The following is a 14,588-nucleotide window of genomic DNA, read 5'->3' on the forward strand; positions in this document are numbered from 1 at the left end:
GTCGTGCATTGGGCCGACGTATAGGGGGTGTCGACCTGGCGCGCAGACTGAACGGGACGCTGTGAAAAATAGGTGGGCAATCAATGAAAATTCCATCCGGCCAATGGAAATTCACCGTCATGGATTGCACTATGGCTACCTCACAGCCCCCCGCAGCAGGAACCCCGGCCCATGTCTGACGATATCCACTTCTACGAACCCGCCAATGGCCACGGCCTGCCCCATGACCCGTTCAATGCCATCGTCGGGCCACGGCCGATTGGCTGGATTTCTTCCCACGACCGCGAAGGCCGCCTGAACCTGGCGCCCTACAGCTTTTTCAATGCATTCAATTACATTCCGCCGATCATTGGGTTTTCCAGCGTCGGGCGCAAAGACAGCCTGAACAACATCGAACAGACCGGCGAGTTTGTGTGGAACCTGGCCACTCGCCCGTTGGCCGAGCAGATGAACCAGAGTTGCGCGGCGGTATCGCCAGAGGTCAACGAGTTCGAGCTGTCCGGCCTGACGCCAGTCGCCTCGAAAATTGTCGGCGTGCCGCGCGTGGGCGAAAGCCCGGTGTCGTTCGAATGCAAGGTGACGCAGATTATTCAGCTGCAGCGCGCCGACAAAGAGTTGGTGCCGAGCTGGCTGGTGCTTGGCGAGGTGGTCGCGGTGCACATTGCCAAGTGGCTGCTCAAGGATGGGATCTATGACACGGCCGCCGCGGAGCCGATCTTGCGCGGCGGTGGGCCGGCGGATTACTTCCAGCTGGGGCCGCAGGCACTGTTCAAGATGTATCGCCCAGGCGCCACTCAGCGCTGAGTGAAAGGCAAAAAAATGTGGGAGCGGGCTTGCTCGCGAAGGCGGTGAATCAGTCGATATTTTCGGTGACTGACACTGCGCCTTCGCGAGCAAACCCGCTCCCACATTTGGATCGGTGGGGTTGATTAGTCAGCGGCAGGTGACCAGGTCAATTGCCCGTCTTCGTCCACGTCGACCAACCGCTGCAATTGCGCGGCAGCCGCATCGTCGGCGTCGTCAGCGGTCTTGAACGTGTGTCCTTCAAGGATCTTGTGAAACCTGGGGGCGCCCATGCCATCCAGTGCCTTGACGGCGATGGCGGCGCTGTAGCCACCCTCTTCTTCACGCACCAAGGCGGAAACGGCTTCGTGGTGGGCAAACTCTTTACGTGCCATGTTGCAGGTCCTGGCCAATGGGAAAGTCGGCCATTCTAACCTTCTCAACCGGCCAGTTGCAGGTACTCGCCGTAGGCATGCGCCGCGGATGCATCAGTAAAGGTCTGGAAGTCCATGCTGCGCACCACCATGTCGTTCAACAGCTCGGTGAAGACCATCAAGGCGGGCGAGTTGAAGTAGGCGCTCATCGCCTGCTCGCTGCTCCAGAAGCCGCAGACCAGCCACACATCGGGATCCACTTGGGAATGCTGCAACGAGAATTGCAGGCAACCCTGAGCCTGACGGCCCGGTTCGATCAAACTGCTCAAGCGTGCACCGAGTTCGGTGCTGCACCCGGTACGGGCACGGATAAAGGCCATATGGCTCGCGGGAATGGGGGTGGACATGTTCGACTCTCCCGTTGAGAAGTGATGCTCGGCAAGCACTGTGAGGGCGTGCTGCCACAGGATCAAAGATAACGGCGCGGATGCGGGCGCGGTTAGTCAATTCCTGCCGGCTTATTGCACAATCCTGCCAGAGGCGTAGATAAGACGTTTGGCCCCGGGGGGTTATTCCATGGCCATGTTCAGTGTTTCAGGCAGATGACAGGCACTGCACTTGCCTGATTCGCGACTTATCGCAGGATCAGGCAAGGATTGTGCAGGATCGACGTAACACTTTCTCAAAAGCCGCCGCTAAGCTGATCCCATCAAAAAGCTTGTAGAGGACATGTCATGTCGTCGTCGGAACATAAGTCCATTCCTCTCGATGCCGAGACGGAAAAACAGCGCGCCGAACTCGCCAGCATCGTGCACCGGCATACCTGGGAGGATGGCTCCTACGGCACAGCGATCACCTCGTTGTTCCTCAACCGCCACAACACGCCGCGCGACTTCATGCCGGTGCTGGTGGAACCTGCGCTGTGCATTCTCGCCAGCGGCAACAAGGAAGTACGCCTGGCTGACGAAATCTTCGCCTACGACCCGCTCAACTACCTGGTGTTCTCCGTGGCGATGCCGGTGGCCGGGCGGATCATCGATGCCACGCCGGAAGATCCCAACCTGTCGGTGCGCATCAATATCGACCCGGCGCAACTGACGGCGCTGATCGCCGAGGCCGGGCCGATGGGCGTGCCCTCGCGTCCGACTTCGCGCGGCATGTACGTCGACCGCATCGACACCCAATTGCTCGACGCCGTGCTGCGCCTGGCGCGCCTGCTGGATACGCCCAAAGACATCGCGATGCTGGCGCCGTTGATCAACCGCGAGATTCTTTACCGCTTGCTGCGTGGGCCGCAGGGTTACCGGCTGTATGAAATTGCCGTGGCCAACAGTCAGAGCCATCGTGTGAGCCAGGCCATCAAGTGGCTGAACGGCAACTATGAACAGCCGCTGCGTATTGATGACCTGGCCCGCGAAGTGAACCTCAGCGTCTCGACGTTGCACCACCGCTTCAAGGCGATTACCGCGATGAGCCCGCTGCAATACCAGAAGCAGTTGCGCCTGCAGGAAGCGCGGCGTTTGATGATTGCCGAAGGGCTGGAAGCCTCGGCGGCGGGGTATCGGGTGGGGTATGAAAGCCCGTCGCAGTTCAGCCGGGAGTACAGCCGACTGTTTGGGGCGCCACCGCTGCGGGACCTGGCGAGAATGCGCCAAAGTATCTGACCCACCACAAGTATCATTGTGGGAGCTGGCTTGCCTGCGATGGCGGTGTATCAGTCAAACATTAGCTGCCTGGCCCACCGCTATCGCAGGCAAGCCAGCTCCCACATTTGAACCTCGGTGTTCTTTAGTCCAGGGTTCGCGGGAGCTGCAAAGTGACGCGCAAACCACCCTCGCGCAAATTCTGCAAACTCACCTCACCGCCATGGCTGTGGGCGATGTTGCGCGCAATACCCAACCCCAAACCATAACCCTGCTGCTGCCCGGCCAACCGAAAGTGCGGTTCAAACACCTGCTCCAGCCGCTGCTCCGGCACGCCGGGGCCTTCGTCGTCGACGTGCAGGATAAATTCCGCGCCATCGTCTTCAATGTGCAGATGCGCGTTCTGCCCGTACTTCAACGCGTTGTCGATCAGGTTACCGATGCAGCGTTTGAGCGCCAGCGGCTTGCCTGCATACGGCGCCAGAGCGCGGCCATCCTGGGTGATGCGGCCATTGCCGTTGGGCGCCAGGTACGGCTCCACCAGGCAATCAAGGACGTGATTGAGGTCGACCGGCTCGATGTTTTCGTGGATGTCAGTGTCTTTCACGCATTGCAGCGCGCCCTTCACCAGCAGCTCCAATTCATCCAGGTCGCGACCGAACTTGGCTTGCAGGTTCTCGTCTTCGAGCAGTTCCACGCGCAGGCGCAAGCGGGTGATCGGCGTGCGCAAATCGTGGGAAATCGCGCTGAACAATTGGCTGCGCTCGGTCAGGTAACGGCTGATGCGTTCGCGCATGGCGTTGAACGCACGGCCCACTTCCACCACTTCGCTGCCGCCGCCTTCGGCCACCGGCTCGACATCCGCGCCCAGGGACATATCACGCGCCGCCCGCGCCAGACGCTTGAGCGGTCGGCTTTGCCAGTGCACCAGCAGGCCGATAAACAACAATAGAAAACCGCTGGTCAGCACGATAAACCACACCTGCTGCGACGGCAGGCCTTGTTCCTCAAGGCTGGTGTAGGGCTCAGGCAACAACGAGGCGATGTACAGCCATTCGCCCGGCGCCAGCTGGATCTGCGTGACCAGCACCGGCGGATTCACCGGTTCCAGGGTCAACGCGTAATGCGCCCAGGACCGCGGCAGTTCATCGAGCTTCAGGCCAGCGTTGAAAATGCGCAGGTCTTCGGCACTGACGAACTCCACCGAGATATGCACGTCGCCGCCCAGGGTCTGGCGCAAGACTTCGTCTACCGCTTGCAGCACCGCCTGTTTGCGCGGGGTCTGCGGCAATATCTGCATATCCAGAGGTCGGTCGTTGAGGGTCACCACAAAACGTGTGCCGCCCATGCTGCGCAACTGGTCCAGCACCAGCGGGCGGTAGGCCACTGGCAACGAGCGGAAATAACTCACGCTGGCCGTCATCGAGTGCGCCAGGCTGCGGGCGCTCGTGACCAGGCCTTCGAGCTGGGTGGCGCGCAATTGCGAGACCCAGATCACGCTGGACAGCGCCTGGGCGAACAGTACCGCGAGCAAGGTCAGCAGCAACATCCGCCCCAGCAGCGAGCGCGGCACCGGAAAACGGCGGCGGCGCTCGCTTAAATGCTCAGTGGGCATTGCCGGCAACCACGCTGGCTGCCAGTTGGTAACCGCTGCCGCGCACGGTGCGGATCAGCCGTGGGGGTTTTTCGGTATCGCGCAGGCGTTGGCGCAGGCGGCTCACGGCCATGTCGACGATACGGTCCAGCGGCATCAGGTCGCGGCCACGGGTGGCGTTGCCGATGGTGTCGCGGTCGAGAATTTGTTGCGGGTGATCGAGAAACAGTTTGAGCAGGGCAAAATCGGCGCCGGAAAGAATCACCTCTTCGCCGTCCACGTGAAACAGGCGATGGCTGATCATGTCCAGTCGCCATTCATCAAACACCCACACATCGCCGCCGCTGCTGCGCTCCTGGCCGAACTGGGCGCGGCGCAACAGGGCTTTGATTCGCGCTTGCAGCTCGCGCGGGCTGAAGGGCTTGCCGATGTAGTCGTCGGCGCCCAGCTCCAGACCGATCACGCGGTCGGTTTCATCGGAACTGGCAGTGAGCATGATGATCGGCACCTGCGCCTGGCGCGGGTGCTGGCGAATCCAGCGGCAAAGGCTGAAACCGTCTTCGTCGGGCAGCATCACATCGAGGATGACCAAATCGCACGGCGCCTCGTTCATCGCCTGGCGAAACCCTGCACCATCCGGCACGCCACGCACCTGGAAGCCGGCGCGGCTGAGGTAGGTTTGCAGCAATTCGCGGATTTCCTGGTCATCGTCGACGAGGAGAATCGATTTACTGATTGCGCTCACGGGGTCCTCCTTGTTGTTATGGCCAAGCTTGAGTCATCTGTTGCTCTTGAGGCCCTATCGCGGGCAAGCCCGCTCCCACTTTAAACTCATTCCAACTGGATGAATGCGGTTGAATGTGGGAGCGGGCTTGCTCGCGAAGAGGCCATCACTGCCTATGCAAAAGCCTGCTCCAGCGCCACACCCGCCCCAGTCAACCCGGAATACGGCGCGGTCACCAACCACACCGGAATGCCTTTGAAATAATCGCTCATGCAGCCTTTGTCGCTGAAGCTCTTGGCGAAACCGCTGTTGATAAAGAAGTCGGCAAAGCGTGGGATGACCCCGCCCACGATATACACGCCACCGCGTCCACCGGTGGTCAGCACGTTGTTGCCGGCCACGCGGCCCAGCCAGATGCTGAACTGGTTCAACACTTCGATCGCCACCGGGTCCCCGGCCAGGCCGGCTGCCGTAATGGCTTCGGGCGTGTCCAGCACCGGCGTGTGCCCGTCGACCGCGCAAATCGCGCGGTACACCCGTGGCAGGCCGCCGCCGCTCAAGGCGGTTTCGGCACTGACGTGCCCGATCTCGGTGTAGATGTGCTGCCACAGCTGGGTTTCACGCGGGCTGCTCAGCGGCAGGTCGACGTGGCCGCCCTCGCCCGGCAGCGCCGTATATCGGCCTTCGCCCAGGTCCAGCAAGGTGCCGACGCCAAGGCCGGTGCCCGGCCCGATCACCACCGCCGGGCGCAGCGGTTCCGGCGTGCCTTCGCAGACCACGCGAAATTCGTCGGGCTTGAGGCGAGTCATGCCCAGGGCCATGGCCGTGAAATCATTGACCAACAGCAGCTCATCCACCTGCAAGGTTTTACAGAATGCAGTTTTGCTCAGGCGCCAGTGATTGTTGGTGAATTTAAATTCATCGCCACTCACTGGCCCGGCCACCGACAGGCATACCGCGCCGATGTCCCCGATTTCCAGGCCTTCTTCCTTGAGATAGACCTTGATGGCCTCCTCAGGGCTGTGGTGATCCGCGGTGGCATGCACGCGGATCGAGTGCAGCTCCTGATCCCGCCACAACGCAAAACGGGCGTTGGTACCACCGATGTCACCGACCAGCGCAAGCTTCACTTAAGCGTCTCCAAGGCAGAGGTAAAGGCGCTGGCGCCCTGCTCTGCGGAGCTTGCGGCCAAGCGCATAAATGCAAACAGCTCACGCCCCGCCCCCACGTTGTTGCCCAACAGGCCCGTGGCAGGCGTGCGCGCTGCGAATTCTTCGGCGTCCACCTTAAGCTCCAAGGTGCCGTTCACGCCATCCACGCGAATGATATCGCCATCTTTGACCCGCGCCAGCGGCCCGCCGCTTTGAGCTTCGGGGTTGACGTGAATCGCGGCAGGGATCTTACCCGACGCGCCGGACATACGCCCGTCTGTTACCAATGCCACTTTGAAGCCACGGTCCTGCAATACACCCAGGAACGGCGTCATCTTGTGCAATTCCGGCATGCCGTTGGAGCGCGGGCCCTGGAAGCGCATCACCGCGACAAAGTCTTTTTCCAACTCACCGGCCTTGAAGGCGTCGGCCAGATCCTGTTGATCCTGGAAGACCACGGCCGGCGCTTCGACGATCTGGTGCTCCGGGGCAACGGCGGAGACTTTCATCACACCACGGCCGAGGTTGCCTTCCATCACGCGCAAGCCGCCTTCCGGCGAGAACGCACGGGCCACGGGGCGCAGGATGGTTTCGTCGAGGCTTTCGATCGGGCCGTCGCGCCAGATCAGCTCGCCGTCGACCAGGAACGGCTCCTGGGTGTAACGGCTCAGGCCCTTGCCGGCCACGGTGTTGACGTCTTCGTGGAGCAGGCCGGCTTCGAGCAGTTCGCGGATCAGGAACGACATGCCGCCCGCCGCCTGGAAGTGGTTGATGTCGGCCTTGCCGTTTGGATACACGTGGGACAGGGTCGGCACCACCTCGGAGAGGTCGGCCATGTCCTGCCAGGTGAGGATGATGCCCGCCGACATGGCGATGGCCGGCATGTGCAGGGTGTGGTTGGTGGAACCGCCGGTGGCGTTGAGCGCGACGATGGAGTTGACGATGGATTTTTCGTCGACGATCTCGCCGATCGGCGTGAAGTTGCCATTGGCTTTGGTCAGGCGCGTGACCTGGTGCGCGGCTTCGCGGGTCAGCGCGTCACGCAGCGGCGTGTACGGGTTGACGAACGAGGCGCCTGGCAAGTGCAGGCCCATCACTTCCATCAGCAGCTGGTTGGTGTTGGCGGTGCCGTAGAAGGTGCAGGTGCCGGGGCTGTGGTAGGACTTCATCTCCGATTCCAGCAGCTCTTCGCGGGTGGCCTTGCCTTCGGCGTAGCGCTGGCGCACGTCAGCCTTTTGCTTGTTGGAGATGCCCGAGGGCATCGGGCCGCCTGGCACAAAGATCATCGGCAGGTGGCCGTAGCGCAGCGCGCCCATCATCAGGCCGGGGACGATCTTGTCGCAGATGCCCAGCATCAGCGCGGCGTCGAACATGTTGTGGGACAGCGCTACCGCCGTCGACATGGCAATGACTTCACGGCTGAGCAGGCTCAGCTCCATGCCGGGTTCGCCTTGGGTCACGCCATCGCACATGGCAGGCGTGCCGCCGGCAAACTGGCCGACCGAGCCGACTTCGCGCAGGGCCTTTTTGATCTGTTCAGGGAAATGTTCGTACGGCTGGTGCGCTGAGAGCATGTCGTTATATGAGGAAACAATCGCCACGTTGGCGGCGTTCATCATGCGCAGACTATTTTTATCTTCAGTGCCGCAGCCCGCCACGCCGTGGGCGAAGTTGGCGCATTGCAGCTTACCGCGCATCGGGCCGTCGCTGGCGGCGCCGCGAATGAGCGCAAGGTAAGCCTCGCGGGTTGCACGACTGCGGGCGATAAGCCGTTCGGTGACCTCAATTACGCGGGGATGCATGTGTAGAACTCCAGGCTAACGGATGTGGCGACCCTCGTTCCTATGCTGATCAAACGCCCGCAGCTCATGGGATGGCAGGGTGTCGTTTGTATCATCGGACCAGTTGATTCAGGTCACTCGTTGTAGATTGAACAAAATATTGCCACTAAAAAGGCTTGTTTTCTATTTTTATGCGAATAATCTTGTAATTCTTACAACAAATCGACGACAGGCACTTTCCAATGACTCTTCGTATCGCAATCAATGGTTTTGGCCGTATCGGCCGTAATGTCCTGCGCGCACTGTATACCCAAGGCTACCGCCAGGATTTGCAGATCGTCGCCATCAATGATTTGGGCGACAGTTCGATCAATGCCCACCTGCTCAAATACGACACCGTACACGGTACTTTCGAAGCAGAGGTTGCCCACGATCAGGAAAGCCTGACCGTCAATGGTGACCGGATTGCCGTCAGTGCCATTCGCAACCCCGCTGACCTGCCGTGGGCTGCGCACAAGATCGACGTGGTGTTTGAATGCACCGGTCTGTTCACCGACCGTGACAAGGCGGCCGCCCATATTACCGCCGGCGCGCGCAAGGTAATCATCTCGGCCCCCGCCAAAGGCGCAGACGCCACGGTGGTGTACGGGGTGAACCATGACATTTTGCGCCAATCGCACCAGATCATCTCCAACGCTTCCTGCACCACCAACTGCCTGGCGCCTGTGGCTCAGGTGCTGCACCGCGAGCTGGGCATCGAAAACGGCTTGATGACCACCATTCACGCCTACACCAACGACCAGAACCTGACCGACGTCTACCACACCGACCCGTACCGCGCGCGCTCGGCCACCCAGAACATGATCCCAAGCAAGACTGGCGCCGCTGAAGCGGTAGGCCTGGTGCTGCCGGAACTGGCGGGCAAGCTGACCGGCATGGCGGTGCGTGTACCGGTGATCAACGTGTCGCTGGTCGACCTCACCGTGGAGCTGAAGAAAGAAGCCACCGCCGAACAAGTCAACGCGCTGCTCAAAGAAGCCAGTCAGCACTCGAAAATCCTCGGCTACAACACCCTGCCGCTGGTTTCCAGTGACTTCAACCATAACCCGCTGTCGTCGATTTTCGATGCTAATCACACCAAGGTCAGCGGCAAATTGCTCAAAGTGCTGGCCTGGTACGACAACGAGTGGGGTTTCTCCAACCGGATGCTGGATAACTGCCTGGCGCTGTGCAACGCGGAGTAAGCCCGGTTTGTGTGGGAGCTGGCTTGCCTGCGATAGCATCACCTCGGTTTGACTCAAATACCGAGGTGCCTGCATCGCGGGCAAGCCCGGCTCCCACAAAAGCACTCGCCCACATTTGATCGGTGCAGGCTCACAGCAATAGCCACTTGCCATTTCCGTTGATGATAAGCATTATCATTAACTGCAAATCGATCTGGTAGCACTGTGAGCCAATCTCGCTTCAACCAAGTCTTTATCACCCAACGGGTGATTCTGCTTCGCACCTTGCAGCGGATGGTGAATAACCACAGCACCGCCGAGGACCTGCTGCAGGAAACCTACCTGCGCGTCACCCGGGCCCTCAGTGAGCGGCCGATCGACCACCTCGAACCCTTCGTCTACCAGACTGCCCGCAACCTGGCGCTGGACCACCTGCGTTCGCGGCGCATTCAAGCCCGCACGCTGCAGGAAGATGTCCCGATGGACGTGCTGCAAAGTGTCGCCGCGCCCATCAGCACGCCCGAAGACGCCACCCAGGCCGAGCAATTGCTCGAACACCTGAGCATCAGCCTCGGCCAGCTGAGCGCTCGCCAACAGCAGATATTCATCCTCAGCCGCCTGCACGGTTGCAGTTACCAAGAGATTGCCGATCAGTTGCAAGTGTCCTTGAGCACCGTGCAAAAGGAACTGAAATTGATCATGGCCATCTGTGTAGGAGTGGCTGAACGGCTGGATCAGCCTTAAGCTTCAGCCGACAGATGTGGCGATCCAATCTGTAGGAAAGATGAATAGAACGTGGCGAAGACCCGAGGAACACCGTGACAGACCCGAATAAACTGCGCCCCCATGAGCTGGCTCATGAGGTGTTGCAAGACACTGCTATGGACCAGGCCCTTGACTGGCTGATCGTCTTGCAGTGCCCGCAACCCGGGCAGCAAGCGCAGTTCGATGCCTGGCTGGCCAGTGACCCGGCACACGTACACGCATTCAACAAAGCCCAAACCGCCTGGGGCGGCGCGCCGGTACACAGCGCCGCCGTGGCCCTGGCAGCGCCGCGCAAACCGAGCGTCTGGCGCCGGATAAAACCGCATTGGAAACCCTTGGCCACCGCCGCCGTGCTGTTGATCGGCCTGTTCAGCTTCAGCAACCTGCCCGTGCGCCTGCAAGCCGACCACCTCACCGTCGTCGGTGAACGCCAGCGCGTGCAACTGGACGACGGCTCCAAAGTACTGCTGAACACCAACTCGGCGTTTTCCAGCAGCGTCAAAGACCACCAGCGCATCGCCCGCCTGTACCAGGGCGAGGCGTTTTTTGAAGTTGCGCCCAACCGCGGCCTGCCCCTGGAGATTGACGCCGGGCCGGTACGCGCCAGCGTAAGCGACACCGACTTCGCCGTGCGCTACCTCAACGGCGAGGCCCAAGTGCAGGTGCAGCGCGGTGACGTCGACCTGAGCAATACCTTCGACGATGCCCGTGTGCGCCTGCGTGCCGGTGAGAGCATCCGCATCGGCCCCAAAGGCTTTGGCCAACCCGCCAAGCTGGATGTGAGCAAGGACCTGGCCTGGGTTCAAGGTCGGCTGGTGTTCGAAAACTGCCCGATGAGCGACGTGCTGGCCGAGCTGCGCCGCTATTACCCGGGCTGGATCATCAACACCAACGACAAGCTCGCCAGCACAGCCGTCACCGGCAACTACCGCCTCGACCAGCCGCTGGACGTGGTGCGCTCGCTGGCGCACATCACCTCGGCCACGCTCTCGGAATACCCGGCGCTGGTCATTCTGAACTAAATGAGAATTATTTTTACTCGATGTTAACCGGCGGTACGTCTCGTTATAGCCAATGCAACTGATTCCTATTTGATCGGTTCGCAACTATAAGATTCGTACTCCGGAGCGCTCTCGATGTCCTCTCGTTTCAATCGCCGGTCTTCCTCGCCCGTCCTGTCATTGCTGACCGCTGCCATGCTGCTGGCCAGCGCGCCAGTCATGGCCGCCACTGCCGCCGAGCCGGTTGCCCGCAGCCACGGCAACTACAATTTCAGCATCGAGCAGCAGCCGTTGGTCTCGGCGCTGAACGCGTTTACCGCCGTGACCGGCTGGCAAGTCGGCCTGCCGGCAGAGCTGGGCCAAGGTGTCTCGTCCCCTGGCGCACGCGGCCCGTTGTCACCCGAAAAAGCCCTGGACCGGTTGTTGGTGGGGACCAACCTGAGCTACCGCAAACTGGGCACTAACAATATCGTGCTGGAAAAACGCGCAGCCGGCAGCGTGCTCAACCTGCAACAGGTGACCATCAGCGCCACGCGCAACGAACAGGACGTCAACAGCGTGCCCAGCACGGTCACTGTGCATGATCGCCAGGAACTGGACCGCCAGAACGTCAACACCATCCGTGAACTGGTGCGCTACGAGCCCAACGTATCAGTCGGCGGCGCAGGCATCCGCGCCAGCAACGCGGGCTACAACATTCGCGGCATCGACGGCGACCGCATCCTCACCCAAGTCGACGGCGTCGAAGTGCCGGACAACTTCTTCAACGGCCCCTACGCCAAGACGCGCCGCAACTACGTCGACCCGGAAATCGTCAAGCGCGTGGAAATCCTGCGTGGCCCGGCCTCGGCCTTGTACGGCAGCAGCGCCATCGGCGGCGCAGTGAGCTACTTCACCCTCGACCCGGACGACATCATCAAGCCCGGCCAGGACGTCGGCGCCCGCCTGAAAACCGGCTACAGCTCCGCCGACGACAGCTGGCTGACCTCCGGCACCGTTGCCGGCCGCGTGCAGGACTTCGACGGTTTGCTGCACTTGAGCCAGCGCAATGGCCATGAAATGGAATCCTACGACGGCAACAACGCCACCGGCCTGGCCCGCACCGGTGCCAACCCGGAAGACGCGCGCACCACCAATATCCTGGCCAAATTGGGCTGGAATTATGGCGATGACAACCGACTGGGCCTGACCTACGAGAAGTTCAAGGATGACCGCGACGTTAACCTGAAAAACGCCGTGGGCGGCCCGTTCATCGGCGGTCGCGGGATGAATTTGTACCGCGCCCGCTCGGGCAACGACACCATCACTCGCGAGCGCTTCGGCCTGGAAAACACCTTTGCCCTCGAGTCGCCGATTGCCGATCGCATCAAGACCAGCCTGAACTACCAGATCGCCAAGACCGACCAGACCACCGCCGAAATCTACCAGGCGGGTCGTCGCGTATTACGCACCCGTGACACGCTTTACGAAGAAAAACAGTGGGTCTTCGACGCCCAACTGGACAAGGCTTTCAACATTGGTGAAACCGATCACCAAGTGACCTATGGCACCACGCTCAAACAGCAGAAAGTCACCGGCTCGCGCGAAGGCTCGGCCTCCTGCCTCGCCGTCGGCTCGGGTTGCACAGCCATCGGCGCACCCAGCCCACAAGCCAGCGACAGCGTGAAAAAATCCAGCGACTTCCCGGACCCGACCATCAACACCTACTCGCTGTTCGCCCAGGACCAGATCACCTGGAACAAATGGACCTTCCTGCCGGCAGTGCGCTATGACTACACCCAGCTCAAACCCAAGCTGACCCAGGAATTCCTCAACACCGTAAACCCGACCGGCGCCTACCCGGTCAGCGACAAAGAAAAAACCTGGCACCGTGTAACGCCCAAATTCGGCCTGACCTATGCGCTGACCGATCAATACACCTGGTTCGGTCAATACGCCGAGGGCTTCCGCACGCCATCGGCCAAGGCGCTCTATGGTCGCTTTGAAAACCTTAACCTGGGCTACACCGTCGAGCCGAACCCGAACCTCAAGCCGGAAACCAGCAAGGGCATCGAAACCGGGATTCGCGGCAATTTCGACGAGGGCTCTTTCGACATCGCGGTGTTCTACAACAAGTACCGCAATTTTATCGACGAAGACGCCTCGGTCGCCGGCGGCGACATACAAACCTTCGAAGCCAACAACATCAAGCACGCCACCATCAAAGGGGTTGAAGCCAAGGGCCGCCTGAACCTCGACGCGTTCGGCGCACCGCAAGGCCTCTACACCCAAGGCTCGGTCGGTTACACCTACGGCCGCAACGACGACAACGGCGAGCCGCTCAACAGCGTCAACCCGCTTAAAGGCGTGTTCGGCCTGGGCTACGAGCAAGAGCAATATGGCGCGTTGGTCAGCTGGACGCTGGTCAAAAAACAGAACCGCGTCGACAGCACCACCTTCCACGCACCGGATGGCAGCACCAGTGCGCCGTTCAAAACGCCAGGCTTCGGCATCGTCGACCTGACCGGTTATTACAAAGTCACCGACGATGTGACCATCAACGGCGGCCTCTACAACCTCACCGACAAAAAGTACTGGAACTGGGATGACGTGCGCAGCTACGACGGCGTCGGCGAAGCCGGCGTGACAGCGCCCGCCAACCTCGACCGCCTGACCCAGCCCGGCCGCAACTTCGCGATCAACCTGATCTGGGACATCTGATAGCACTTCACCCAAACGCTGCCCCCTCACCTCGCCGGAATTTCACCGGCGAGGTGAGGATTTTTTACTGTGCCGCGTCTTCTTGTTCGTCTAGTTGATAACAGCTCTCTTTAGGGCACCCAGGCGCTACTCTTCTCAAGGACTTTTTTCGATGACCGCTTCCCCTACCGCAGAACGCCCAAGCCTGCGCTCCCAGCGCCTGAACCAGATCACCAACGAGCCCCACACCAAACTCGATGCGCTGGTCAAAGCCCACGCCCCGTTCGAAACCCAAGCCAACTTCGCCCGCTTCGTGGTCGCGCAGTACCTGTTCCAATCGGAACTGGTGGCGCTGTACAACGACCCTGAGCTGATCAAGATCGTCCCCGACCTGGCTGAACGCTGCCGCGCCGAAGCCGCCAAGCTGGACCTCGGCGACCTGGACACCGAAGTGCCTGCACCGGTCGCCGGCGCCGTGAAAAACCCGAGCAAGGCCGAAGCCCTGGGCTGGCTGTTCGTCTCCGAAGGCTCCAAGCTGGGCGCTGCGTTCCTGATCAAACGCGCCGTGGGCCTGGGCCTGAGCGAAACCTTCGGCGCCCGCCACCTCGGCGAGCCGGCCGGTGGCCGTGCTGAAGGCTGGAAAAGCTTTACGCGTACCCTCGACGGCCTTGAGTTCAGCGCCGAAGAAGAAGCCGCAGTAGAAAAAGGTGCAATCGACGCGTTTGTGCGCTTCACCGTGCTGCTGGAACAGGCGTACGCTAGCGCCCCTGAATTGGCGTAAATGTTCCGATAAACACTGGCTCAATGTGGGAGCTGGCTTGCCTGCGATGGCGGACTGCCTGTCTACACATCGGTGCCTGGCCCACCGCT

At 61.0% G+C, this 14,588-nt stretch carries 13 protein-coding genes; 7 read left to right on the plus strand and 6 right to left on the minus strand.

All coding sequences use genetic code 11. From position 1 onward, the window contains the following. The first annotated feature begins 171 nt into the window (after nucleotides 1–171). Nucleotides 172–804, plus strand: coding sequence for a flavin reductase family protein (locus tag AB5I78_RS23515; protein ID WP_242199949.1), 633 nt, complete (start codon nucleotides 172–174; stop codon nucleotides 802–804). 125 nt (nucleotides 805–929) lie between these two features. Here AB5I78_RS23515 and AB5I78_RS23520 read toward each other — a convergent pair whose 3' ends face one another. Beyond that, nucleotides 930–1,178, minus strand: a complete 249-nt coding sequence (locus AB5I78_RS23520) for a hypothetical protein (protein WP_242199947.1) — start codon at nucleotides 1,176–1,178, stop codon at nucleotides 930–932. 44 nt (nucleotides 1,179–1,222) lie between these two features. Beyond that, entirely contained in the window at nucleotides 1,223–1,564 is a 342-nt protein-coding gene (locus tag AB5I78_RS23525; RefSeq protein WP_145165411.1) for an antibiotic biosynthesis monooxygenase family protein, read from the minus strand. Nucleotides 1,565–1,891: 327 nt separating this feature from the next. Here AB5I78_RS23525 and AB5I78_RS23530 point away from each other — a divergent pair, with 327 nt between their 5' ends. Next, entirely contained in the window at nucleotides 1,892–2,821 is a 930-nt protein-coding gene (locus AB5I78_RS23530; protein WP_369302103.1) for an AraC family transcriptional regulator N-terminal domain-containing protein, read from the plus strand. A gap of 124 nt (nucleotides 2,822–2,945) precedes the next feature. Here the strand turns inward: AB5I78_RS23530 and AB5I78_RS23535 are convergent, their stop codons facing one another. The 4 genes from AB5I78_RS23535 to edd all read right to left on the minus strand — a co-directional run bounded on the left by AB5I78_RS23535 (nucleotide 2,946) and on the right by edd (nucleotide 8,071). After that, nucleotides 2,946–4,373 (minus strand): ATP-binding protein, encoded by a 1,428-nt coding sequence (locus AB5I78_RS23535; RefSeq protein WP_370004808.1) that lies wholly within the window; start codon nucleotides 4,371–4,373, stop codon nucleotides 2,946–2,948. 31 nt (nucleotides 4,374–4,404) lie between these two features. After that, nucleotides 4,405–5,139, minus strand: a complete 735-nt coding sequence (locus tag AB5I78_RS23540; protein ID WP_106578348.1) for a response regulator — start codon at nucleotides 5,137–5,139, stop codon at nucleotides 4,405–4,407. 152 nt (nucleotides 5,140–5,291) lie between these two features. Beyond that, nucleotides 5,292–6,248 carry a glucokinase gene (locus AB5I78_RS23545; protein WP_145165416.1) on the minus strand — a complete coding sequence of 319 codons (957 nt, stop codon included), beginning with the start codon at nucleotides 6,246–6,248 and terminating at the stop codon, nucleotides 5,292–5,294. Continuing rightward, on the minus strand, nucleotides 6,245–8,071 hold the full coding sequence (gene edd / locus AB5I78_RS23550; protein WP_145165418.1) for a phosphogluconate dehydratase: 1,827 nt from the start codon (nucleotides 8,069–8,071) through the stop codon (nucleotides 6,245–6,247). The genes AB5I78_RS23545 and edd overlap by 4 nt, the downstream gene beginning before the upstream one ends. A 221-nt stretch (nucleotides 8,072–8,292) precedes the next feature. Between edd and gap the strand changes: the two genes are divergently transcribed. The 5 genes from gap (at nucleotide 8,293) to AB5I78_RS23575 (ending at nucleotide 14,499) form a co-directional block, all read left to right on the plus strand. Then, nucleotides 8,293–9,294: a type I glyceraldehyde-3-phosphate dehydrogenase gene (gene gap, locus AB5I78_RS23555; protein WP_083356951.1), complete on the plus strand. Its 1,002-nt coding sequence runs from the start codon at nucleotides 8,293–8,295 to the stop codon at nucleotides 9,292–9,294. A gap of 204 nt (nucleotides 9,295–9,498) precedes the next feature. After that, complete coding sequence (locus tag AB5I78_RS23560; protein WP_369302104.1) at nucleotides 9,499–10,017, plus strand: RNA polymerase sigma factor; 519 nt, start codon at nucleotides 9,499–9,501, stop codon at nucleotides 10,015–10,017. A gap of 74 nt (nucleotides 10,018–10,091) precedes the next feature. After that, nucleotides 10,092–11,060, plus strand: a complete 969-nt coding sequence (locus AB5I78_RS23565) for a FecR domain-containing protein (protein WP_369302105.1) — start codon at nucleotides 10,092–10,094, stop codon at nucleotides 11,058–11,060. A gap of 114 nt (nucleotides 11,061–11,174) precedes the next feature. Then, nucleotides 11,175–13,739 (plus strand): TonB-dependent receptor, encoded by a 2,565-nt coding sequence (locus AB5I78_RS23570; RefSeq protein WP_369302106.1) that lies wholly within the window; start codon nucleotides 11,175–11,177, stop codon nucleotides 13,737–13,739. Between the two features lie 151 nt (nucleotides 13,740–13,890). Then, nucleotides 13,891–14,499, plus strand: coding sequence for a biliverdin-producing heme oxygenase (locus AB5I78_RS23575; RefSeq protein WP_369302107.1), 609 nt, complete (start codon nucleotides 13,891–13,893; stop codon nucleotides 14,497–14,499). Nucleotides 14,500–14,588: the final 89 nt, after the last annotated feature.

The sequence above is a fragment of the Pseudomonas sp. N2-3-1-14 genome, from assembly GCF_041228395.1.
Classification (GTDB): Bacteria; Pseudomonadota; Gammaproteobacteria; order Pseudomonadales; family Pseudomonadaceae; genus Aquipseudomonas.